At 62.9% G+C, this 22794-nt stretch carries 16 protein-coding genes; 9 read left to right on the top strand and 7 right to left on the bottom strand.

Features of this window, described 5'->3' with window-relative positions; genetic code table 11:
• Positions 1–11: 11 nt before the first annotated feature.
• The gene (locus ACJ8HN_RS05550) at positions 12–1550 is read right to left on the bottom strand and encodes a long-chain-fatty-acid--CoA ligase (protein ID WP_442523134.1); all 1539 of its coding nucleotides are present in this window, start codon (positions 1548–1550) and stop codon (positions 12–14) included.
• Positions 1551–1685: 135 nt separating this feature from the next.
• Between ACJ8HN_RS05550 and ACJ8HN_RS05545 the strand changes: the two genes are divergently transcribed.
• The 7 genes from ACJ8HN_RS05545 to ACJ8HN_RS05515 all read left to right on the top strand — a co-directional run bounded on the left by ACJ8HN_RS05545 (position 1686) and on the right by ACJ8HN_RS05515 (position 11577).
• Positions 1686–2255 (top strand): DJ-1/PfpI family protein, encoded by a 570-nt coding sequence (locus tag ACJ8HN_RS05545; RefSeq protein ID WP_033634573.1) that lies wholly within the window; start codon positions 1686–1688, stop codon positions 2253–2255.
• Between the two features lie 155 nt (positions 2256–2410).
• On the top strand, positions 2411–3571 hold the full coding sequence (locus ACJ8HN_RS05540) for an efflux RND transporter periplasmic adaptor subunit (protein ID WP_269454185.1): 1161 nt from the start codon (positions 2411–2413) through the stop codon (positions 3569–3571).
• A complete protein-coding gene (locus ACJ8HN_RS05535) occupies positions 3568–6726 on the top strand; it encodes an efflux RND transporter permease subunit (RefSeq protein WP_234721011.1) in 3159 nt (1052 codons plus the stop codon). The genes ACJ8HN_RS05540 and ACJ8HN_RS05535 overlap by 4 nt, the downstream gene beginning before the upstream one ends.
• Complete coding sequence (locus tag ACJ8HN_RS05530; RefSeq protein ID WP_049196938.1) at positions 6726–8204, top strand: efflux transporter outer membrane subunit; 1479 nt, start codon at positions 6726–6728, stop codon at positions 8202–8204. Before ACJ8HN_RS05535 ends, ACJ8HN_RS05530 begins: the two co-directional genes overlap by 1 nt.
• A 62-nt stretch (positions 8205–8266) precedes the next feature.
• Positions 8267–10822, top strand: a complete 2556-nt coding sequence (locus ACJ8HN_RS05525; RefSeq protein ID WP_442523133.1) for a heavy metal translocating P-type ATPase — start codon at positions 8267–8269, stop codon at positions 10820–10822.
• 12 nt (positions 10823–10834) lie between these two features.
• Positions 10835–11305 (top strand): Cu(I)-responsive transcriptional regulator, encoded by a 471-nt coding sequence (gene cueR / locus ACJ8HN_RS05520; RefSeq protein WP_049212188.1) that lies wholly within the window; start codon positions 10835–10837, stop codon positions 11303–11305.
• A gap of 74 nt (positions 11306–11379) precedes the next feature.
• Positions 11380–11577, top strand: a complete 198-nt coding sequence (locus ACJ8HN_RS05515) for a heavy-metal-associated domain-containing protein (RefSeq protein WP_442523553.1) — start codon at positions 11380–11382, stop codon at positions 11575–11577.
• 8 nt (positions 11578–11585) lie between these two features.
• On the opposite strand, the gene ACJ8HN_RS05510 is transcribed toward ACJ8HN_RS05515, so the two are convergent.
• The 6 genes from ACJ8HN_RS05510 to ACJ8HN_RS05485 all read right to left on the bottom strand — a co-directional run bounded on the left by ACJ8HN_RS05510 (position 11586) and on the right by ACJ8HN_RS05485 (position 19940).
• A complete protein-coding gene (locus ACJ8HN_RS05510) occupies positions 11586–11945 on the bottom strand; it encodes a DUF1493 family protein (protein WP_047567415.1) in 360 nt (119 codons plus the stop codon).
• 157 nt (positions 11946–12102) lie between these two features.
• A complete protein-coding gene (locus tag ACJ8HN_RS05505) occupies positions 12103–13545 on the bottom strand; it encodes an efflux transporter outer membrane subunit (protein ID WP_033653129.1) in 1443 nt (480 codons plus the stop codon).
• Between the two features lies 1 nt (position 13546).
• Positions 13547–16684 (bottom strand): efflux RND transporter permease subunit, encoded by a 3138-nt coding sequence (locus tag ACJ8HN_RS05500; RefSeq protein ID WP_442523132.1) that lies wholly within the window; start codon positions 16682–16684, stop codon positions 13547–13549.
• 1 nt (position 16685) lies between these two features.
• Positions 16686–17828, bottom strand: a complete 1143-nt coding sequence (locus ACJ8HN_RS05495) for an efflux RND transporter periplasmic adaptor subunit (RefSeq protein ID WP_041035162.1) — start codon at positions 17826–17828, stop codon at positions 16686–16688.
• A 215-nt stretch (positions 17829–18043) separates the two neighbouring features.
• On the bottom strand, positions 18044–18724 hold the full coding sequence (locus tag ACJ8HN_RS05490) for a class I SAM-dependent methyltransferase (RefSeq protein ID WP_033653125.1): 681 nt from the start codon (positions 18722–18724) through the stop codon (positions 18044–18046).
• Between the two features lie 85 nt (positions 18725–18809).
• A complete protein-coding gene (locus ACJ8HN_RS05485) occupies positions 18810–19940 on the bottom strand; it encodes an agmatine deiminase family protein (protein WP_442523131.1) in 1131 nt (376 codons plus the stop codon).
• A 143-nt stretch (positions 19941–20083) separates the two neighbouring features.
• On the opposite strand from ACJ8HN_RS05485, the gene ACJ8HN_RS05480 reads away from it, so the two are divergent.
• Positions 20084–20947, top strand: coding sequence for a LysR substrate-binding domain-containing protein (locus tag ACJ8HN_RS05480; RefSeq protein WP_033634584.1), 864 nt, complete (start codon positions 20084–20086; stop codon positions 20945–20947).
• Between the two features lie 161 nt (positions 20948–21108).
• Entirely contained in the window at positions 21109–22782 is a 1674-nt protein-coding gene (gene ggt, locus ACJ8HN_RS05475) for a gamma-glutamyltransferase (RefSeq protein WP_161726549.1), read from the top strand.
• The last annotated feature ends 12 nt before the right edge of the window (positions 22783–22794 follow it).

Raw genomic sequence — 22794 nt, 5'->3', positions numbered from 1 at the left:
CCGGGTTTTCCTCAGCGCAAACAGCGCTTCAACACCTTACCGGTGCTGGTCATCGGCAAACGCTCGACGAACTCGACGATGCGCGGATACTTGTACGCCGCCAGCCGTTCCCGGCTCCAGGCGATCAGCGTTTCTTCCTCGATCGGCTCCTCCGTCTCTTTCAACACCACCACCGCTTTGATCTCTTCGCCCAGCGACGGATGTTCGACGCCGATCACCGCCACCAACGACACCGCCGGGTGGCGAATCAGCGCCTCTTCAATCTCGCGCGGGTAGACGTTGAACCCGCCGCGAATGATCATGTCCTTGGCCCGATCGACGATGAAATAGAAGCCGTCGGCGTCGCGGCGCGCCAGATCGCCGGTGCGGAACCAGCCGTTTTCCAGCACCTCCGCCGTCGCCTCGGGGCGATTCAGATAGCCTTTCATGATGTTGTAGCCGCGCACCGCGATCTCCCCCACCTGATCGACAGCGTCGACCGGCTGCCCGGTGGCGTCGAGCAGGCGCACCTCCACGCCCCAGATCGGCTGGCCGATGGAGCCGGGCTTGGTCAGGCGGTGAGGATGGTTAAAGGTGGCGACCGGGCTGGTCTCAGACAGCCCGTACCCTTCGAGAATGTTGACGCCGAAGCGGCGCGAAAAATCCTCCAGGATCTGCACCGGCAGGCTGGCGCCGCCGGACACCGCCATACGCAACGTGCTGCGCAAGCGTTCGATGTCCGTGTGTTCATCCAGCGCATTCAACAGCGCCCAATACATGGTCGGCACCCCGGCGAAAAAGGTGATGCCGTGCCGCTGCATCAGCGCGATGGCCTGCGCCGCGTCGAAGCGTTCGACCAGCACCAGAGTGGCGGCGGAAGCGAACCCGGCGTTCATCTGCACCGTCGAACCAAAAGTGTGGAATAGCGGCAAGGTCACCAGGTGACGATCGGGGGCCGTCTCCGAACCGTCGAACAGCCGCACCGATCCCAAGGCGTTAAGCACCAGATTGGCGTGGGTCAACTCCGCCCCTTTGGCGCGGCCGGTGGTGCCGCTGGTATACAGCACCACCGCGGTGTCGCTTTCGAGCGTCGTTGCCGAAGCGAATTCGGTAGCCTGTGCGGCTATCGCCGCGCTGAAACGTTCCCCCTCGAGCGGCAACCGATCGCCGATGATAAACACCTCACGGCACTGCTCCGCCTTCGCCGCCGCCCGCAGCGCTTCCTCCCCCAGCGGCAGGCCGCTGCTGCCTTCGAAACAAAACAGCGCCACCGCCGCCGAATCCGCCAGGTAATAGTCGAACTCCGCGCTCTTAAGCAGAATATTGAGCGGCACCACCACCGCGCCGCTTTTGAGAATGCCGTAATAGACAGCCGGAAACTCCGGCCGGTTCGGGCAGGCCAGCGCCACCCGTTCACCGCGCCGCACGCCGCGCGCGACCAACAGATTTGCCACCCGGTTGGCCATGTCGTTCAGCGCCCGATAGCTGAGCGGTACATCGTCCTGTATCACCGCCGGCCGTTCCGGCCAGGTGCGCGCACTCTCTTCAAGCAAGGTAGCCAGATTCAGCATCGGGGATCCTCCCTGGGGTTGAGCGGCGAGAAAAGCGCCGCAGTATCACGAGTATAGATAGGCGCTTCGCGGTTCGCATTCCCAGGGCCGCTGGGCTATACCTTAGGCAATCCCCATCCCGCAGGAGTTGTGATCATGAGCAAGAAAAAGATCCTGATGCTGGTCGGTGACTATGCCGAAGATTACGAAACCATGGTGCCGTTTCAGGCGTTACAGATGATCGGCCATTGGGTGGACGCCGTGTGCCCCGGCAAAGCCGTCGGCGACTACATCATGACTGCGATCCACGATTTTGACGGCGCGCAAACCTACAGCGAGAAACCCGGCCACCGTTTCACCCTGAACGCCGACTTCGCCACCGCCAAAGAAGAGCACTACGATGCGCTCTTGATCCCCGGCGGCCGGGCGCCGGAATACCTGCGCCTGAATCCCGACGTGATCGCGCTGGTGCAGGCGTTTGACGCTGCGAAAAAGCCGATCGCCGCCGTTTGCCACGGCCCGCAGCTGCTGGCGGCGGCCGGGGTGTTGCAAGGCCGCACCTGCAGCGCCTACCCGGCCTGTGCGCCGGAGGTGCGGCTGGGCGGCGGCCATTATGCGGAGATCGGCATCGATCAGGCGCACGTCGACGGCAATCTGGTCACCGCCCCGGCCTGGCCGGCGCATCCGCAGTGGCTGGCGAAGTTCGTCGAGGTGCTGCAGAAATAGCCGTTCAGGGGATCGCACCAGATAGCGACGACGCGGCATCCCCTTTGCAATAAACCAAAAATCGCTTGACCTTCCCAACGTTGGAAGTCGGATAACGCGGGATGAACTGCTTCCACGCAGTGAATTCCACTGTCGACTTCGGTAGGAAAGGTCAAATGATGAAAGCCAAAACCATAATCCTGATCGCAGCGGCGATAAACGGCGCTTTCGCCGTTGCCGGCTGCAAAGAAAACCCGTCTTCGGCGACACCTGCGCCGCCTCCCCGAGTTCCTGTGGCTGATGTTTTAGTCCGCCCGATAACGCCCTTTGCCGAATTCACCGGTTCGCTGGCCGCGGTCAAGCACGTTGAGTTGCGGCCTCGGGTCGCCGGTTATGTGCTGGCGGTAAATGTGCCGGAAGGTCGCCTGATAGAAAAAGGCCACCCGCTCTTTCTCATCGATCCGCGGCCATTTCAAGCCGCGCTGAACGAGGCGACGGCGCGTTTGCAAGAAGCGGAAGCCGCCTCAACGCTAGCCCAGGCCGACTATGTGCGCGCTAAGACGTTGTTCAATAAAAACGTTATCGCCCGCGATCGGTTTGATTCGGCCACCGCCATGATGAAAGCGAGCAATGCGCAGGTCAACGCAGCGAAAGCGGCGCGGGAGGCGGCAAAGTTGGATCTGGAGTTCACCCGCGTCACCGCGCCGATTGCCGGACGCGTAGGCCAGACGCTCGTCACCGAAGGCAACTATGTCACCGGCGGCGTCACGCCGCTCACCACGCTGGTCTCGGTCGATCCACTCCACGTCTATTTCGATGTGGATGAACGCACCTATTTGCAATCGTTGACCGCGTGGCGCAATAAAACGGCGCCACCTGACATTCGGGTATCGGTGGCGTTACTTGCAGACAAAACCTATTCCCGGCGCGGGCGCGTCGATTTCCAGTCCAATACCGCCGACCGCACGACGGGAACGGTGCGCCTGCGCGCGGTGATCGATAACCCGGATGGGCGACTGTCACCTGGGTTGTTCGCCAGAGTCAAGCTGGAAACCGGCGCGCCGCAGGCCAAGATCCTGATCGCCGACCAATCGATTGGCACCGATCAAAACCGGCGCTATGTCCTGGTCGTCGATGAGAATGACAAAACCGAATACCGCCCCGTTGAACTTGGCCCGGTCGTTGAAGGACTGCGCGTGATAGAGCACGGCCTGCGGCCGGGAGAACGCATCGTCGTGAAAGGGCTGGTGCGCCCCGGCATGTCAATCACGCCGCAGCCCGCCGAGATTGACGGCGCGCCTATCGAGCAATTGAACGCTGCGGGAGACGCGACATGACTTTCCCTCGTTTCTTCATTAAACGCCCGATCTTCGCCATCGTGCTCTCGATCTTGACGCTGATCGCCGGCACCGTGGCGTTATTCCAGTTGCCGCTCAGCGAATACCCTGCGGTTACGCCGCCTACCGTACAAGTGACGGCGTCTTATCCCGGCGCCAACCCGAAAGTGATCGCGGAAACGGTGGCCGCACCGCTTGAGCAAGCCATCACCGGCGTCGAAGGCATGCTTTACATGTCTTCACAGGCGGCGACCGACGGCCGAATGACGTTGACCGTCACCTTTGCCCAGGGAACGAATGCCGACATGGCGCAGATCCAGGTGCAAAATCGGGTCGCGCGCGCGTTACCCCGCTTGCCTGCAGAGGTACAGCACCAGGGCGTGGTGACGCAGAAAACCTCGCCGGACATCCTGATGGTGGTGCATCTCCTGTCGCCTGACCAACGCTACGATCCGCTTTATATCTCGAATTACGCTTATCTGCAGGTTCGTGATGAACTGTCCCGCATTCCGGGCGTCAGCGATGTCCAGGTCTGGGGAGCCGGCGAATACAGCATGCGGCTCTGGCTGGATCCGGATCTGATCGCCGCGCGCGGGCTAACCGCCGGCGATGTGATCGCTGCGGTGCGCGAGCAAAACGTTCAGGTGGCGGCCGGTTCCGTCGGTCAGGCGCCCGATTCCAATGCCGCATTTCAGGTTACGGTCAATACCCTCGGCCGTCTGGCCGATGAGAAACAGTTTGGCGATATCATCATCCGCACCGGCAGCGACGGCCGGGTGACCCGCCTGCGCGACGTCGCCCGTATAGAAATGGGCGCCGATGCGTATGCGCTGCGCAGCCTGCTCGACGGCGAGCCGGCCGTCGCGCTGCAAATCATTCAGAGCCCGGGCGCCAACGCGCTGGACGTCGCTCAGGCGGTCAGAGCGACCGTCAAGCGCCTGGAGGGCAACTTTCCTGCCGGACTCAGTTCACGGATCGCCTACGATCCCACGGTTTTCGTGCGGGCATCGCTCGAGTCGGTTGTGACGACCCTGCTGGAAGCGATCCTGCTGGTGGTGATCGTGGTAGTGGTGTTCCTGCTCAGCTGGCGAGCCTCGCTGATTCCGCTGCTCGCGGTGCCGGTTTCGCTGGTCGGCACGTTCGCCATCATGTACTTGATGGGCTTCTCTCTCAATACGCTGTCCCTGTTCGGTTTGGTATTGTCTATCGGCATCGTCGTCGATGACGCGATCGTGGTGGTGGAAAACGTCGAACGACACATCGAAAACGGCAAAACGCCGCAGCAAGCCGCGCGACTCGCCATGGATGAAGTCACCGGGCCGATCGTCGCCATCACCTCGGTGCTGGCCGCGGTTTTCGTTCCAACAGCGTTCCTGAGCGGTTTACAGGGCGAGTTTTACCGGCAGTTCGCGCTGACCATCGCCATTTCAACCCTGCTGTCGGCGCTCAATTCGCTTACGCTCAGCCCGGCGCTGGCGGGCATGTTGCTGCGGCCTCATCCGGCGAAACCTCGCGCTCCCGGCCGCATTGGGCGCGTCTTGCAAGCCGCTGTCCGGCCTTTCCAACGCGCGCCGGACGCGTATGCCAATGCCGTGCGTAAAACGGTGCGCGTCCGCGGGATGGCGCTGGCTATTTACGGCGGGCTGCTCGTTCTGACGTTTTTCAGCTTCCAGGCCGTTCCGCCGGGCTTCGTGCCCATGCAGGATAAGTACTATCTGGTGGGCATCGCCCAACTGCCCAATTCGGCCTCGCTGGATCGCACCGATGCGGTCGTTAAACAGATGTCGAAGATCGCGCTGGCGGAACCTGGGGTGGAAAGCGTCGTGGCCTTTCCGGGGCTGTCGATTAACGGCTTCGTCAATGTGCCGAACGCCGCCGTGATGTTCGTCATGCTCGATCCGTTTAAAGATCGCGCCACGCCCGATCTGGCCGCCTCCGCCATAGCCGGTCGGCTGCAGGCGAAATTCGCCGACATTCCCGATGGTTTCCTCGGCGTATTTCCGCCACCGCCCGTTCCCGGTCTCGGCGCTACCGGCGGATTCAAGATGCAGGTGGAGGATCGCAGCGGCGCGGGGCTTGAGTCCCTGGTTGAGCACACGCGGATCCTGATGATGAAAGCCACCGAATCGGGCCAGGTCGCCGGTCTGATGACCAGTCTGGATATCAACGCGCCGCAGCTCGATGTGGTTATCGACCGCACTCAGGCGCAAAGTCAGGGTGTCAGCCTGGCGGATGTGTTCGAGTCGCTGCAAATCTACCTCGGCTCGCTTTACATCAACGATTTCAACCGATTCGGCCGCACCTACAAAGTCACCGCTCAGGCCGATGCCGCCCATCGCATGCAGGCCGAAGCTATCGGCCGGCTGCAGGTGCGCAACGCGGCCGGCGACATGCTGCCGCTGTCTTCCTTTGTCACCGTTACGCCCGGCTCCGGCCCGGATCGCATCATTCGTTACAACGGCTATCCATCGGCTGATATCTCGGGCGGTGCGGCGATGGGCGTCAGTTCCGGTCAGGCGGCTGCATTGATGGAGCGCCTGGCGAAAGAGACGCTGCCGGAAGGCATGACCGTCGAATGGACCGATCTCACCTATCAGCAAAAGCTCGCGGGCGACGCGGCGCTGTTCATTTTTCCGCTGTGCGTGCTGCTCGCCTATCTCATTCTGGCCACGCAATACAACAGCTGGCTACTGCCTTTGGCCGTGCTGCTGATCGTGCCGATGTGTCTGTTGAGCGCCATGATTGGCGTCTGGCTGCTGGGCGGCGACAACAACGTTTTCGTGCAAATAGGCCTCATTGTGCTGGTCGGCCTGGCCGCCAAAAACGCCATTCTGATCGTCGAGTTCGCCCGCAGCCTGGAGGATGAAGGCGCCAACGCGCTCGAGGCGGTGATTAAGGCCTGCCGGCTGCGATTAAGACCGATAGTGATGACTTCAATCGCGTTTATCGCCGGCGTCATTCCATTGATCTTCGCCAGCGGTGCGGGGGCGGAAATGCGCCATGCCATGGGGGTGGCGGTCTTCGCCGGCATGCTGGGCGTGACCTTGTTCGGCCTGTTCCTGACGCCGGTCTTTTATGTCGTGATTCGCGGCCTGGCGACCCGATTCGAGCAATATCGTGCCAAAGCCAAAGCCAGCCGTAAGGAGCGAGTCTGATGAAAAATCTTCGTAGAACCTTGTTATTGCCGCTGAGCGCGCTCGCCTTGCTAACCGGATGTGCGGCGGTGGGCCCCGATTACTCGCCGCCCGTCGCCCGTCACCCTGCCGGCTTCGGCCAACCACCGGCGGGGCTGAGTGCCGGAAATGTCGAACTCGCCTGGTGGCGCCTCTTTGACGATCCTGCTCTCACGGATTTGGTTCAGCGCGCGTTGGCGGCGAACCATGATGTCGGTATCGCCGTCGCCCGAGTAGACGAAGCCAGAGCCCTGTTGCGTGAACAGCGGCAGGATTTCCTGCCGCGCGCCGGTGCCGCGCTGAGTTATGAGACGCGTCGACTGGGTGAAGCGGAGAAGCTGGCCGCCCAGCCACGCCATACGCAAACCTATCGCGGTGCGATTGATTCGACATGGGAAATCGATCTCTTTGGACACGTTCGGCGCTCGATTGAGGCCGCCCAGGCGCTGGCGGGAAGCCGCGAAGCGTTGCTGCGTGGCGTTCAGGCGGGCGTCGCTGCGGAAGTGGCCGCCACTTGGCTAGAACTGCGAGGTTTAGACGCCGAACTTAAGATGGTCGCCGAAATTAGCCACAGCCAGCGTGAAAGTTTGGTGCTGGTAAAAAAACAAATGAGCGCCGGCGCCGCCAGCGAATTCGACCGATTGCGCGCCGAGGCGCTATTGCGCAACGTCGAAGCGGCGACGCCAGAGCTGGAACGCCGCCGAGCCGCCGCCGTCAACGCATTGGCGACGCTGCTTGGCGAAATGCCCCAGACATTCCGCCCCCCTTCCGCCGAATGGGGAAGCCAGCCGCCAGTGCTGCGGACGATCGCCGTGGGCACGCCCGGCGCCCTGCTCGCCCGGCGCGCCGACATTGTGGCGGCTGAACGGGAACTTGCGGCAGCCACCGCCATGATTGGCGTGGAAACGGCGGCGCTCTACCCGCGCATCGAAGCGCGAGGTTCGATCGGGCTGGTCGCCGGCAACCTCGATGCGCTGACTGGCGCCGGTGCGTTCTCCGGTGTGATCAGCCCAGTGATTCGCTGGGCATTTCTCGATATCGGGCGCGTACGCGCCCGGATCGCCGCCAGCGAGGCGCGAACACAACAGGCGCTGTTGATTTACGAGCGGACGGTGCTGAGCGCGCTGCGCGAAACGGACGATGCTTTCAAAACCTATGCTGAGGCGGTCAGCACGTTGGATCTGCGGTTACTTGAGGCGGCGGCGAATCGCGAAGCGGCCCGGCTCGCCCAGACGCGTTTTGCCGCGGGCGAAGGCATTTATCTGGAGGTGCTCGAGGCAGAACGGGCCGACTTCGCCAGCCGGCGCGCATTGACGCAGGCCGGCACGCGTCAGCGGCTTGCCGTGGTGGGCATCTACAAAGCGCTCGGCGGCGGCTGGGAGACGTGCGCGGCGGCAAAAAACGATTGTCGCGGCGCGACCGGTTCGTTCATGACGGCAAAAATCGGCGATGAACCTTGACCTTCCCCCGATGGGAAGCTCTAGCCTTGCTGATACCAGCCACTCCTTTAAGGGCACATAACATGAATTCATCCAATGCCAACTTCCCCCAGCCTTCGTCCGTGCGTCTGAGTCTGCCGGTTGAAGGCATGACCTGCGCCTCCTGCGTCGGTCGCGTCGAGCGGGCCTTGACGGCGGTTCCCGGCGTGCAGGCGGCAACGGTCAATCTCGCCACCGAACGCGCCGACATCACGTTTACCGGCCAGGCGAATCCGCAGGCGGCAGCCCGCGCCATCGAAGGCGCCGGCTATACCGTGCGAGAAGAAACCACTGAGCTGGCGATCGAAAATATGACCTGCGCCTCCTGTGTCGGGCGGGTGGAGAAAGCGTTGAGCCAGGTCGCCGGCGTTACCGAAGCCAATGTCAATCTGGCGACCGAACGCGCGCGGGTGCGCTATCTGGCCGGCACCGTATCCCTGGAAGACCTCGCCGCTGCCGTCACCCGCGCCGGTTATACGCCTCGCCGCCTGACGGCGGATAGCCCCAGCGCGGACGACCAGGCCGCCGAACGGCGCGAAAATGAGTCACGCGCGTTGCGGCGCGCCCTGTTCGGCGCCGCCCTGTTCACCCTGCCGGTATTCCTGTTGGAAATGGGGTCGCACCTCATTCCCGCCATACATGAGTGGGTCATGGAGGGGTTGGGCGTGCAGACAAGCTGGTATATCCAGTTTGTCCTCACCACCTTGGTCTTATTTGGCCCCGGCCTGCGCTTCTTCCGCAAAGGCGTTCCTGCGTTGCTGCGCGGCGCCCCCGACATGAACTCGCTGGTTGCGGTCGGCACGGCGGCGGCCTACGGTTATTCGCTGGTCGCCACCTTCGCCCCCGGGGTGTTACCGCAGGGCACCGCCAACGTCTATTTCGAAGCCGCCGCCGTGATCGTCACGCTGATCCTGCTCGGACGCGTGCTGGAGGCGCGCGCCAAGGGGCGCACCTCACAGGCCATCAAACGGCTCGTCGGCCTTCAACCCAAGGTCGCACGCGTTGAACGGCATGGCGAAACGGTTGAAATCCCTCTCGAACAGGTGGTTGCCGGTGATGTGGTCTTCGTCCGGCCGGGGGAGAAAATCGCGGTGGATGGCGAAGTTCTGGAAGGCGCGTCTTATGTCGATGAAAGCATGATCACCGGTGAACCGGTGCCGGTCGAGAAAACCGTGGGGGCCGATGTGGTCGGCGGAACCATCAACAAAACCGGCGCGTTCAGTTTCCGGGCGACAAAAGTCGGCGCGAATACCGTCCTGGCGCAAATCATTCGATTGGTGGAGGAAGCGCAGGGTTCCAAACTGCCGATTCAGGCGTTGGTCGATAAGGTGACGATGTGGTTTGTTCCGGCCGTCATGGCGGCGGCGGTACTGACCTTTCTGGTTTGGCTGTTCTTCGGGCCGTCGCCCGCACTGACCTTCGCGCTGGTGAATGCGGTCGCCGTGTTGATTATTGCCTGCCCTTGCGCCATGGGCCTGGCGACGCCAACCTCTATCATGGTCGGCACCGGGCGCGCCGCCGAGCTGGGCGTGCTGTTTCGCAAGGGCGAAGCGTTGCAGGCTCTGCGCGATGTAGGCGTTATCGCCCTCGACAAAACCGGCACGCTGACCAAAGGCCGCCCCGAGTTGACCGATCTGGTGCCCGCTGACGGTTTCGAATACCACGAAGTACTGGCCTTGGTCGCTGCGGTCGAGACACGGTCCGAACACCCCATCGCCGAAGCTATCGTCGCGGCGGCAAGAGAGCAGAATCTTACGCTCGCCGCTGTCGACAGTTTCGACGCCACACCCGGTTTCGGCGTAACGGCGCGCATCGGCCAACGCCGGATCTCCGTTGGCGCAGATCGCTTCATGATCAGGCTCGGGCTTGATGTGACACGTTTTCAGCCCGTCGCCGAGCGCCTCGGCGCTCAGGGGAAAAGCCCGCTTTATGCCGCCATTGATGGCCGTTTGGCTGCGGTGATCGCCGTTGCCGATCCGATTAAGGAAACAACGCCGGAAGCTATCGTTGCGCTGCATGCGCTTGGGCTCAAGGTTGCGATGATCACCGGCGACAATGCCGCGACGGCGGCGGCGATCGCCCGGCAATTGGGGATTGACGAAGTCGCGGCCGAAGTGCTTCCCGAAGGCAAGGTGGCGGCGTTGAAATCCTTCCGCAACAGCAGCGCGAAAGTCGCCTTCGTCGGCGACGGCATCAACGATGCGCCGGCACTGGCGGAGGCGGACGTTGGGCTGGCTATCGGTACAGGCACCGATGTGGCAATAGAAGCGGCCGATGTGGTGCTGATGTCGGGCGACCTGCGCGGCGTAGCCAACGCCATTGCGCTCAGCCAGGCGACGATCCGCAACATCAAGCAGAACCTGTTTTGGGCCTTCGCCTATAACGCCGTCCTGATCCCAGTGGCAGCCGGCGCGCTTTATCCCCTGAACGGCACGCTGCTTTCGCCTATTTTCGCCGCGGCCGCGATGGCGCTTTCCAGCGTTTTCGTCCTTGGCAATGCGCTGCGGCTCAAACGTTTCCAGGCGCCGATGGCCGTCGAGAGCCGCGCTGAAGCGGCGGCGGCAACCGCGCAACCCGGCGGAATATCGGCATCATCGTAACAGGAGGACAGGATGAACATCGGACAAGCAGCCCGGTTATCCGGCGTTTCGGCGAAGATGATTCGCTATTACGAGCAAATAGGCCTGATCCCGAGAGCGGCTCGCTCCGATGCGGGATACCGCCACTACGGCATGTCGGACGTGCATGGCCTGCGTTTTATCCGGCGCTCACGCGACCTGGGTTTTTCCGTTGAGCAGATATCTGCGTTGCTGATGCTGTGGCACGACCGCGAACGCGCCAGCGCCGATGTTAAAGCCGTAGCGCTATCCCATATCGCCGTGCTGAAAGCCAAGATTGCGGAACTGCAGACGATGGCGCAAACGCTGGAACGCCTTGCCGGCCATTGCCACGGCAATACGCGCCCCGACTGCCCTATTCTGGCAGGTTTAGCGCAACCGGTGGCGCTCATCGCGCCGCGCCAAACGCCGCATTTCGGGGTGATGCGCGAGCCGAAACCACGACGACCGCGTGAATCGTCATAAAAAGAGTTTGACCCTGTCACGCTGGCAAGCTTTACCGTTATCAAACACCGTAATCGACGAGGAGAGTAAAAATGATTCGTTTTCATATTCCAGCCATGACCTGCGGCGGCTGCGCCAGTTCCGTCACCCGGGCGTTGTTGAACGTTGACCCGCAGGCGCGTATTCAAACCGATCCGGCCAGGCGGGAAGTGCTCATCGAGAGTGCGTTGCACGGCGCTGCCTTCGGCGCCGCGCTGGACGAAGCCGGTTTTCCTCCGGCCGAGCCGGATTAAGCGGCGCATCAGGCCTGGCGCAACTGTTCGATAAGAAAGTGGATATCGTACAGCCAGCGTTTGGCGCGCGCGGAACGCACCAGCATCGACACGCACAGCGGCCGGGGGTGTTCTTTGCAGGCGGAGGGGGAAAACCAGCGGCCGGTGTTGGTCGGCGGCTGGAAATACAGCTCGTGGTTATAGTTGCCGCTGTCGACGCCGAAGGTATCGAAGTAGCGGCGCATCAGCGTATTGGAATCGCTGAACGACAGGTTGAGCGCGGTGTTGATCTCGGTTTCCGGGGTGATGACCACGCCCTTCTTCAGCCGCCCTGATGCGTTGAAGGCGGCGATAAGCGCGATGACCTGTTGCTGAATGTCTTCTGCCATGACGACCTCGAGCCGGTATGAATAAAAGAGGAATGCGGTTCTCTGTCTGACTCTGCCTGCCCCGGCGAGTTCTGGCCGCAGGCCGGGTTTTCCGTTTCTTTACACTTTCCATAAAAAAACCGCGCGCAGCCACACTCCCGGCGCGCGCGGTTGACGGTTAGCGGCTGAGCGTCGTCTTGTCGGCGATGACGCCGTCCCCCTGCCGCTCGGCGGCAACGCCGCCGCCCAACACTTTATACAGGGTGGCCTGATTGTCATACGCGGTCTGCTGCGCGGCGATCAGCGCCTGCTGCGCCGTGTACAGCGTGCGCTGCGCGTCCAGCAGCGTCAGGTAGCTGTCAACGCCCTGGCGGTAACGCAGCTCGGCCAGACGATAATATTGCTGCGCCGCCGCCACATAGCCGGTCTGCGCCGCCAGTTGCTCCTGCAGCGTGGCCTTGCGCGCCAGCGCGTCGGCGGTTTCCTGAAATGCCGTCTGTACCGCTTTCTCATAGGTGGCGACATACAGGTCTTTCTGCGCCTGGGTGTAGTTGAGCTGAGCCGTGTTATAGCCGCCGCTGAAGATCGGCAGGCTGATGCTCGGTGCGAACGACCAGACGCCGGCTCCGTGGCTGAACAACGAGGAGAGTTCACCGCTGCCCACCCCGCCGCTGGCGGTCAGGCTGATCGACGGGAAGAACGCCGCCCGCGCCGAGCCGATATTGGCGTTGGCGGATTTCAGGTTATGCTCGGCCTGCAGCACGTCCGGCCGCTTCAGCAACACTTGCGAAGAGACGCCGGCCGGCAGATCGCGCATGATCCCGCCGAGCGCCTCGATGCCGCTCGGCAGCAGGCTTTCCGGCACGCTTTGCCCCACCGCCAAATCCAGCGCGTTTTTCGCCTGCGCGGCGCTGGTAGCGTAGCTGGCGGCGTCCGATCGCGCCTGCTGATAGACGGTTTCCGCCGACGCCACGTCAACCAGCGACGCAATCCCGTGCTGTTGATTGTTGCGCGTGACGTCCAGCGACCGTTTGGCGCTCGCCATCGTCTGCTGCGCCACCGCCAGATTGCTGCGCTCGGCCGCCACCGCCACCCAGTCGGTGACGATATCGGCGATCAGCGTCAGGCGAGTGCTTTTCGCCGCCTCCGAGTTCGCCAGATAGGTTTCGAACGCCGCGCGCGACAGGCTGGCGTTTTTGCCGAACAGATCCAACTCGAATGCGCTGACGCCGGCCGCGGCTTCGTAGCTTTGGCTCAGCGCGGTGGCGTTGCCGCTGCCGGTCAGCGCCCGCCCGCGGCTGCCGTCGGCGGTGGCATTGATTGTCGGGAACAGCGCCGAGCGCTGCTCGCCGTACAGGGCGCGCGCCGACGCGATATTGGCGATCGCCTCGCGCAGATCGCGGCTGCCGTTCAGCCCCAGCGCCACCACCTGGCGCAGCCGGGCGTCCTGGACATAGTCGCGCCAGGCGACGTCCGGGTAGCTCAGCGCCTGGTTGCCGCCGGCCTCGCCCTGCGGCAGGTTGGCGGGCACCGGCGCCGCCGGGCGCTGGTAGTGCGGATCCAGCGACAGGCAGCCGGTCAGCAGCAGCGGTAAAGTTAACATCATGACTCGTTGCAACACGTTATTCTCCTGCCTGTGACGGCGGGTTGGCGGGCCGACGGGCAAACATGCGGCGCACCAACACATAAAACAGCGGGACGAAAAAGATCGCCAAGGCGGTGGCGGTGATGGTGCCGCCGATGATGCCGGTGCCGATGGCGATGCGGCTGTTGGCGCCGGCGCCGCTGGATACCGCCAGCGGCAGCACCCCGGCGGTGAATGCCAGCGAGGTCATCAGGATCGGTCGCAGGCGCATGCGCGCCGCGTGGACCGCCGCGCCAATCAGCGTTTCACCCCGCTGGTGCATCTCCTCGGCGAACTCGACGATCAAAATGGCGTTCTTCGCCGACAGGCCGATGATGGTGAGCAGCGCCACCTGGAAGTAGATGTCGTTTTCCAGCCCGCGTAGCGTGATCGCCAGCAGCGATCCCACCACGCCCATCGGCACCACCAACATCACCGCGAACGGAATCGACCAGCTCTCATACAGCGCCGCCAGGCACAGGAACACCACGATGAGCGAAATGGCGTACAGCGACGACGCCTGGCCGCTGGTCAGCCGCTCCTGATAGGACAGCCCGCTCCAGGAATAGCTGCTGCCGGCGGAGAATGTTGCCGCCAGTTTCTCCATCTCGCTCATCGCCGTACCGGAGCTGACGCCGGTGGCGCCCTGCCCGGTGATCTCGAACGACGACAGCCCGTTATAGCGCGACAGGTTTTCCGGCCCGTAGATCCAGTGCGAAGACGCGAAGGCGGAGAACGGCGTCATGCTGCTGGCACCCGACGCGTTGGTGCCGCGCACAAACCAGCGGTCAAGATCTTCCGGCTTGGCGCGGTACTGCACATCGCCCTGCATATAGACTTTTTTCACCCGGTTGCGATCGATAAAGTCGTTGATGTAGGTGCTGCCGAACGCGCTGCTGAGGGTGCTGTTGACGTCGGCGGCGCTCAGGCCGAGCGCCTGCAGTTTGCCGTTGTCGATCTCCACCTGCAGCTGCGGGGTATCCGGCAAGGTGTTGGCGCGCACCGCCAGCAGCGATGGATTGCCGGCGGCCGCGGCAACGATCTGGTCGCGCATCGCCTGCAGCTCGGCGCGGGTGGTCGCCCCTTTGGCCTGCAGCTCGAAGGTGAAGCCGTCGGACTGGCCGAAACCGTCGATCGCCGGCGGGCTCATGGAGAAGACCTGGGCGTCGCGCAGCGTGGCGAAGTGCGCCATGGCGCGTTTGGCGATGGCGTCGGCGGTGTTCTCGCTGCCGCTGCGCTGGCTCCAGTCTTTGAGGCTGACGAACGCCATGCCGGCGTTTTGCCCGCTGCCGCTGAAGCCGAAACCGTTAATGGTGAAAATGGTGCTGACGTTGGCCTTTTCCTGGTCGAGGAAATAGGCGGTCACCGCCTCGCTCACCGCCGAGGTGCGCGCGTTGGTGGCGCCGGCCGGCAAGGTGTACTGCACCATCACCGTGCCCTGATCCTCGTTGGGCAGAAAGCCGGTCGGCAAGCGCAGGTACATCACGGCGGCGGCGATCAATAGCAGGCCGTACAGCAGCAGATAGCGCGTCGGCCGGTGGATCACCCCGCCGACCTTGTCGGCGTACTTCTCCTGCATCCGCTCATAGCCGCGGTTGAATTTGCCCAGCCAGCCCTTGTCGGTCTGCGCGTCGTGCGCCGGCTTCAGCAGCGTGGCGCACAATGCCGGCGCCAGCGTCAACGCCAGCACCACCGACAGCACCATCGAGGAGACGACGGTGATCGAAAACTGGCGGTAGATCACCCCGGTGGAGCCGCCGAAGAACGCCATCGGCAGAAACACCGCCGACAGCACCAGCGCGATGCCGACCAATGCGCCGGTGATTTCGCGCATCGATTTCTCCGTCGCCTCGCGCGGCGGCAGCTTATCCTCCCGCATCACGCGCTCGACGTTTTCCACCACCACGATGGCGTCGTCCACCAACAGCCCGATCGCCAACACCATGCCGAACAGCGTCAGGGTATTGATTGAATAGCCGAACGCCGCCAGCACGCCGAAGGTGCCCAGCAACACTACCGGCACGGTGATGGTCGGGATCAGCGTGGTACGCAGGTTTTGCAGGAACACGAACATCACCACCACCACTAACGCCACCGCTTCGAACAGCGTTTTCACCACCTCCTCGATCGAGATATTGATAAAGTCGGTGCTGTCTTTCGGGTAGGCCACCTTGTAGCCCTGCGGCATCGCGCTTTGGTATTCCGCCACCTTGGCCTTCACCAGCTTGGCGGTGTTGAGGGCGTTGGCGCCCGCCGCCAGCTTGACCGCGATCCCCGCCGCTGGGTGGCCGTTGAGGCGCGCGCTGGCGGAGTAGTCCTCGTTGCCCAGCTCAATCCGCGCCACGTCGCCCAGCCGCACCAGCGCGCCGCTGCTGTCGCTTTTCAGGATGATATTGCGAAACTGTTCCGGCGTTTGCAGCCGCGACTGCGCCTTTACCGTGGCGGTCAGCTGCTGATCGGCGGCGGCCGGCAGATCGCCGATCTTGCCGGCGGACACCTGGGTGTTTTGCGCTTCGATCGCCGTCTGCACGTCGGAAGGCATCAGCGCATAGCTCGCCAGCTTGGTCGGATCCAGCCAGATGCGCATCGCGTATTCTGAGCCGAACACCTGCACGTCCCCCACGCCCTCGATGCGCGACAGCGGATCCTGCAGGTTGCTGACCAGATAGTCGGAGATATCGGCCATCGTCGCCTTGTCGCTTTCGTCATACAGCCCGACGATCAGCAAGAAGCTGCTCTGGGATTTCTTGACCGTCACGCCCTGCGCGGTAACCGCGCTCGGCAAACGGCTTTCCGCCTGCTGCACCTTGTTTTGCACCTGCACCTGAGCGATATCCGGATCGGTGCCCTGATCAAAGGTGACGTTGATGCTGACCGAGCCGCTGGAGCTGCTGGTCGAAGAAAAATACAGCAGGCCGTCCAGGCCGGTGAGCTGCTGCTCAATCACCTGGGTGACGCTGTTTTCCAGCGTTTCCGCGTCCGCGCCCGGGTAGGTGGCGGAGATGGAGATCTGCGGCGGCGAGACGTCCGGGTACTGCGAAACGGGCAACGAATTGATCGACATCAGGCCGCACAGCATGATGATGATGGCGATCACCCAGGCGAATACCGGCCGCCGGATAAAGAACTGCGCCATATCACTGCTCCCCGCTGTGGGTTTTGTCGACCGAAACCTCAACCGGCTTCACCGCGGCACCGATCGTAACCTTGCTGGTGCCTTCGACGATCAGGCGATCGCCTTCGTTCAGCCCGCTGCCGATCAGCCAATTGCTGCCCACCACCCGTTCGGCGCTGACGGTGCGCTGCGCCACTTTGTTTTGCTCGTCCACCACCAACGCGGTGGCTTCCCCTTTGGCATTGCGGGTTATGCCCTGCTGCGGCGCCAGAATGGCTTTGGGATCGACGCCGTTAGCCACCGTGGCATGGACATACATGCCGGGTAGCAGCTCATGTTCGGGGTTGGGGAACACCGCGCGCAGCGTGACCGAACCGGTGGCTTCGTCCACCGCCACCTCGGTCAGCTCGAGCTTGCCGGCGTGAGCATAAGGCGTGCCGTCCTCCAGCTTGATGGCGACCGGCGTGACCGCGCCGCGCTGTAACGCCGCCTGCTGGCGCCGCAGTTTAAGCAGTTGGGCGCTGGACTGGGTCAGATCAACATAGATCGGGTCGAGCGCGCGGATGGTGGCTAACGCATCGCTCTGGCTGGCGGTGACCAGCGCGCCCGGCGTCACCGACGAGATGCCGATACGGCCGGCGATCGGCGCCCGCACCTGGGTATAAGCGAGGTTGATGCGCGCCGTCTCCAGCGCCGCCTGATATTGGGCCACCGACGCCACGGCCGCCAGATAGGCGGCTTTGGCATCGTCCGCATCCTGCTGAGAAACGCCGTTCTCTTTCACCAGCGCCGCATAGCGCTGCGATTTGAGCCGGGTGGATTGCACCGTGGCCTGGGCGTTTTTCAGCTGGGCCGCGGCCTGATCGTAGCTGGCCTGATAGCTGGCAGGGTCAATTTGATACAATACCTGCCCGGCCTTGACCTCGGCCCCTTCGGTAAACAGCCGCTGCTTGATGATGCCGTCGACCTGCGGCCGCACGTCGGATGTCATGGTGGCGTTGACCCGGCCGGTCAACTCGCTGCTCAGGGTCACTGACTGGCCGCGCAGCGTGACCACGCCGACCTCCTGTTCTGCGCCCGCGCCGGCTGGCGCACCGGCGTTTTGCCCATCGCAGGCGGCCAACAACAGCGACAGCCCGAGCACCAAAAGCGTTTTCCTCTGCATTGCAATACGATCCTGTTGAGAATGACTATTCTCAATATATCGAATGCCGACATTCGCTTCTGAAAGGGTTGCGTAAGGATTCGGTAAAATCTTGTCGAAGTGGGAAACGGTGGAGCAATATCCCTTCAGCGTGGTTTCAGCAAACTGGCGCAGCGGTTTTTAGCCAATGCAATAAAGCGTTCCACTTCAGCCGAGGGCTGCGCCACGTAGGATTTTTAGGGTTTAACCAGCCTGAACACCGTTTTGGTGTGCCAATAGTAGTCGATTGCCGCCGCGATATCCGGCATCCACCCGTCCGGCTCATAGGGCACGAAGCCGGAAAAGCCCAGCCTGCGGGCAGAGACCTGGAACCCCGCGGCGGAGAAAATGCGCGCATAGTCGGCCAGCGACCGATCCTGCACCACGGTATGGGTTTCTGCAGCCACCCGTTCACGCCACTGCGGCCACAGCGGGTTGCCGGTGTGGCAACCGGTCACCGCATAGTAAACGCCGCCCGGCTTCAGCACCCGCAGTATATCGGCAGCATGCTGGGCAATATCGTCGATCAGATAGATGACTTCATGACTGAAGGCGATATCGAAATGGTCGTCCCAGCCGTTCAGCCGCGTATCGGTTTGATAAACCACCGGCAGATGCCCTTTCAGCCGGTTGGCTTCATCGACGGACCGGCGAGCGATATCAACGCCAAGCCCCTGCTGAAATGGGCGGAGCTGGTACAGCAGGCGCAGAAAACCGCCCTGATTGCAGCCGAAATCCAGCACCTTCACGCCGGACAGTTCGTTTTCCGGCACCAGGCCGATAAGATGGCGCCAGATGGGCGCATGGCCATCGGCCATGGCCTCTTCCGCGCGCGGATCGCGATACCAGGTGGGAATGGTCGAGGGTGAATCGGTCATGATTTTCTCCTTGTGTCAGCGCTAAGCCAACCACAGCCGATCGTGACAAACAACCCGGTGCGCATTTTTTGAACATTGCGCGGTATTACCGGCCGTGCCTTGGCAGTTGGCTGGTCACGCAGTGAATGCCGCCGCCGCCGGCGGCGATGGCGTCGATCTCCAACTGCACCACCTTGCGCTGCGGATAGAGCGCCGTCAGCAGCGCTAGCGCCGCCCGATCCGCCTGCGGATCGCCAAACTCCGGGGCGATCACCGCGCCGTTGATGACGAAATAGTTGATGTAGCCCGCCGCAAAATCCGGGTTGTTGCGGCTGAATCGGCTGTCGCGCGGCGCCAGCGGCGGCGAAAGCGTATGCACCTGCAGCCGGCGGCCGTCGGCGTCGGTCGCCGCCTTGAGGATCGCCAGATGTTGCTGGGTAACCGCATGGTCATAAGAGGCCGGATCGGTGTCCAGATTGGCCACCACCACGCCCGGCCGCACGAAGCGGGCGTAAAAATCGACGTGGGCGTCGGTGATGTCCCGGCCTTTGATGCCCGGCAGCCAGATTATTTTGCGCAGGCCGAGCATCGCTTTCAGCTCCTGCTCCACCCGCTTCCGGCTCCAGCCCGGATTGCGGTTCGCATTCACCCAGCTGCTCTCGGTCATGATGCCGGTGCCGTGTCCGTCCACTTCGATACCACCGCCTTCGCCTGTCAGTGCGCTGCGGCGCAGTTGGGCGGCACCGTAGCGGTTGGCGGCAAACGCCGCCAGGCGCGCATCCCTGGCATGCCGCTGTTTATTGCCCCAGCCGTTGAAGTTGAAATCCACCGCCCCGAGTTCACCGGCGCCGTTGACGACGAAATTGGCGCCGAAATCGCGCACCCAGATGTCATCCAGCTCGGTGACGACATAGCTGACGTTGTGACTGCCGCAGGTGGCCTCGGCCAATTGCCGTTCATTGCCGCGGCAAAATACCGTCACCGGCTGAAACTCGGCGATGGCGCGGGCGATACGCCCCTGCGCCACCTGCACATCCGCCGTGAATTCGCCCCAGATGGCCCGCTGCGCGCCGAAGGCGAGAAACGCCCGCTGCTGCGGTTCCCCTTCGTCGGGCATCCGCCAGGCCGGATTAAGCGCAGCTTCTGCGTGACTGCGTAACGGAATGCCTAACGAGACCGTCAAACCGACCCCGGCAACGGCGGAAAGCTGTTTAATAAACACGCGACGAGTTGACATTGAAGACCTCTTTTAATTATTTATAATTCAAAAAGTTAAACGAATAATTCACGTTTATGCGGTTGAATCTTATGCTAGTCTTCCCCTGGCACCGCGACAAACGATATATTTAGCGGATATCTGATTAGACAGGCTTATCGATAATGTTAAAACACTGGCCCCCTTTGAGCGCGCTGCGTGGTTTCGAAGCGGCAGCGCGCCTGGGCAGTTTTCATCAGGCTGCCGAAGAGCTGCACCTTACCCAGTCGGCCATCAGCCAGCAGATCCGCAGCCTCGAAGCGTTTCTGGAGCAGCCGCTGTTCTTTCGCACCGGCCGCAGCGTGGCGCTGACCGACGCCGGCCACGATCTGTTCAGCACCGCGCAGGTGATGCTGCAACAGCTGGCCGTCGGCATTCGCCGTTTGGATCAGTACCGCAAACCCAACCAGCTGATCGTCAACACCACCCCGGCTTTTGCCCGCCACTGGCTGACGCCGCGGCTGGGCGACTTCAATCGGCAGCATCCGCAGGTCGACCTGTGGCTGTTCACCAGCTTTGAACCGCCGAATATGGCGACGGACAGTATCGATCTGGCGATCCGCGACGATCTCAGCGCGCAGGCGGACTGCACCTTTAACCTGCTCTGCAGCGACCGGCTTTATCCCGCCTGCCACCCCAGCCTGCTGGCGTTGGCGGCGGAGCAGCGCGTGACTCTGCACGGCGAACGGGAGATGGACTGGAGCCACTGGACGGTGGCGGGCGGCGCGCACGTCGGCCAGCGCGACAGCGGGCTGAACTTCTCCGATCCCGGTCTGCTGCTGGACGCCGCCTGCAATGGCCTCGGCATCGCGTTGGTCAGCCAACTGCTGGCGCAGCACGCGCACGACGCCGGGCTGCTGCAACCGTTAACCGAGCAACGCGTGCGCGGCGCCAACTGGGCGTGGCTGCTGCACCGCGACAGCGAACACAACCCGCTCGCCCGCCACTTCTGCCAATGGCTGCAGTCGGCGCTGCCCGCCGGCGCATAACGCGCCACGTCACGATTCGCCACTCTGGTCAGGCGGCCCCGCCTGACCGCTGCTACCTTCAATAAAGCGCCGCAATAGCCCGAAGAAAACGCGCTAACCTGCTGTTTCAAAATAATTAGTTGAATTCACCTGATAACTGAACATCGCTAAAAGGATCGTCTATGTCTGCCGGTTTATTGAAAACGATAGCTCTGAGCGTGGCCCTGGCCTGCCCCCTTCCCGCCGCCTTTGCCGCCGATCTCACCGCCGGTGCGGTCGCCGCCCCGGATCGGTATGGCGCTAACGTCGCCGCACACATTCTGCAGGCCGGCGGCAATGCGGTCGACGCAGCGGTCGCCACCGCCTTTACCCTGGCGGTCACCTACCCTGAAGCGGGCAATATCGGCGGCGGCGGCTTTATGACGCTGTACGTCGACGGCAAACCCTATTTCCTCGACTACCGCGAAGTGGCGCCCAAGGCCGCCGGTAAAACTATGTATCTGAACGAGAAAGGCGAAGTGATCGAAAATCTTAGCCTGGTGGGCAGCCGCGCCGCCGGCGTGCCGGGCACCGTGCTGGGATTGTGGGAAGCGCATAAACGCTTCGGCAAGCTGCCGTGGGCCGAACTGCTGACGCCGGCGATCGGCTACGCCCGGCAAGGTTTCACCGTGGCGGATCAGCAGTATCAGTACCGTGAAGACGCCAACAAGCTGTTCGCCGGGAAAACCAACTTCGGCGACTATTTCGGCGCCATGAAGCCCGGCGCGGTGTTCAAACAGCCGGAGCTGGCGGCCACGCTCGAGCGCATCGCCAAGTCGGGCGCCGACGATTTTTATCACGGCGAAACCGCGCGCCTGCTGGTGGCGCAAATGCAGCGCGACAATGGGCTGATCGGCGCGGCGGATTTGGCCGACTATCGGGTGAAATGGCGTGAACCGATGCGCATCAGCTGGCGCGGCAATACCGTATATACCGCCCCGCTGCCCAGCTCCGGCGGCATTGCACTGGCGCAGCTGCTGGGGATAAAAGAGGATCGCGCCGCCGATTTCAAGGGGGTGCCGCTGAACTCGGCGCGCTATATCCACCTGCTGGCGGAAATCGAAAAACGCGTGTTCGCCGATCGCGCCGACTACCTCGGCGACCCGGATTTCACTCACGTGCCGGAAGCGCAGCTGATCGCCCCCGACTACCTGAAGAAACGCGCCGCCGAGATCAACCCGACGGCGATCTCGCCGACCGAACAGGTGCGGCCGGGGTTGGAAACCCACCAAACCACCCACTTCTCGATCGTCGATGCCGCCGGCAACGCGGTCAGCAACACCTATACGCTCAACTGGGACTTCGGCAGCGGCGTGGTGGTCAAAGGCGCCGGCTTCCTGCTCAACGACGAGATGGACGACTTCAGCGCCAAACCCGGCGTCGCCAATGCCTTCGGCGTGGTGGGCAGCGACGCCAACGCCATCGAGCCGGGCAAACGCATGCTCTCCTCGATGAGCCCGACCATCATCACCCGCGACGGCGAGGTCAGCCTGGTGATCGGCACGCCGGGCGGATCGCGCATCTTCACCTCGATCTTCCAGGTGATCAACAACCTCTACGATTATCACCTGCCGCTGGCGCAGGCAGTGGCCGCCCAGCGCGTGCACCATCAGCTGTTGCCGAAGGACACCCTGTACTATGACAGCTTTGCCCCGCTGGCCGGCAAACCGGCGGACGAGCTGAAAGCCATGGGCTACACCCTCGAAGACCAGGGCTGGAACATGGGGGATATACAGGCTATCCGCATCGATGGCCGCACGCCGGAAACCGCGTCCGATCCGCGCGGCCGCGGCGTCGGCCTGGTGGTGAACAAGTAACGCCCCGGCGGC

Origin of the sequence: Serratia sp. CY29653, assembly GCF_052169255.1 — a bacterium.
Lineage (GTDB): Bacteria > Pseudomonadota > Gammaproteobacteria > Enterobacterales > Enterobacteriaceae > Serratia > Serratia sarumanii.
This window is presented reverse-complemented; position numbering and strand designations above follow the sequence as displayed.

What these genes read in the sequence shown, in the direction of transcription:
- ACJ8HN_RS05550 (WP_442523134.1), bottom strand. Translation starts at nt 1,550, where the DNA reads ATGCTGAATCTGGCTACCTTGCTTGAAGAGAGTGCGCGCACCTGGCCG.
- ACJ8HN_RS05545 (WP_033634573.1), top strand. Translation starts at nt 1,686, where the DNA reads ATGAGCAAGAAAAAGATCCTGATGCTGGTCGGTGACTATGCCGAAGAT.
- ACJ8HN_RS05540 (WP_269454185.1), top strand. Translation starts at nt 2,411, where the DNA reads ATGATGAAAGCCAAAACCATAATCCTGATCGCAGCGGCGATAAACGGC.
- ACJ8HN_RS05535 (WP_234721011.1), top strand. Translation starts at nt 3,568, where the DNA reads ATGACTTTCCCTCGTTTCTTCATTAAACGCCCGATCTTCGCCATCGTG.
- ACJ8HN_RS05530 (WP_049196938.1), top strand. Translation starts at nt 6,726, where the DNA reads ATGAAAAATCTTCGTAGAACCTTGTTATTGCCGCTGAGCGCGCTCGCC.
- ACJ8HN_RS05525 (WP_442523133.1), top strand. Translation starts at nt 8,267, where the DNA reads ATGAATTCATCCAATGCCAACTTCCCCCAGCCTTCGTCCGTGCGTCTG.
- cueR (WP_049212188.1), top strand. Translation starts at nt 10,835, where the DNA reads ATGAACATCGGACAAGCAGCCCGGTTATCCGGCGTTTCGGCGAAGATG.
- ACJ8HN_RS05510 (WP_047567415.1), bottom strand. Translation starts at nt 11,945, where the DNA reads ATGGCAGAAGACATTCAGCAACAGGTCATCGCGCTTATCGCCGCCTTC.
- ACJ8HN_RS05500 (WP_442523132.1), bottom strand. Translation starts at nt 16,684, where the DNA reads ATGGCGCAGTTCTTTATCCGGCGGCCGGTATTCGCCTGGGTGATCGCC.
- ACJ8HN_RS05495 (WP_041035162.1), bottom strand. Translation starts at nt 17,828, where the DNA reads ATGCAGAGGAAAACGCTTTTGGTGCTCGGGCTGTCGCTGTTGTTGGCC.
- ACJ8HN_RS05490 (WP_033653125.1), bottom strand. Translation starts at nt 18,724, where the DNA reads ATGACCGATTCACCCTCGACCATTCCCACCTGGTATCGCGATCCGCGC.
- ACJ8HN_RS05485 (WP_442523131.1), bottom strand. Translation starts at nt 19,940, where the DNA reads ATGTCAACTCGTCGCGTGTTTATTAAACAGCTTTCCGCCGTTGCCGGG.
- ACJ8HN_RS05480 (WP_033634584.1), top strand. Translation starts at nt 20,084, where the DNA reads ATGTTAAAACACTGGCCCCCTTTGAGCGCGCTGCGTGGTTTCGAAGCG.
- ggt (WP_161726549.1), top strand. Translation starts at nt 21,109, where the DNA reads ATGTCTGCCGGTTTATTGAAAACGATAGCTCTGAGCGTGGCCCTGGCC.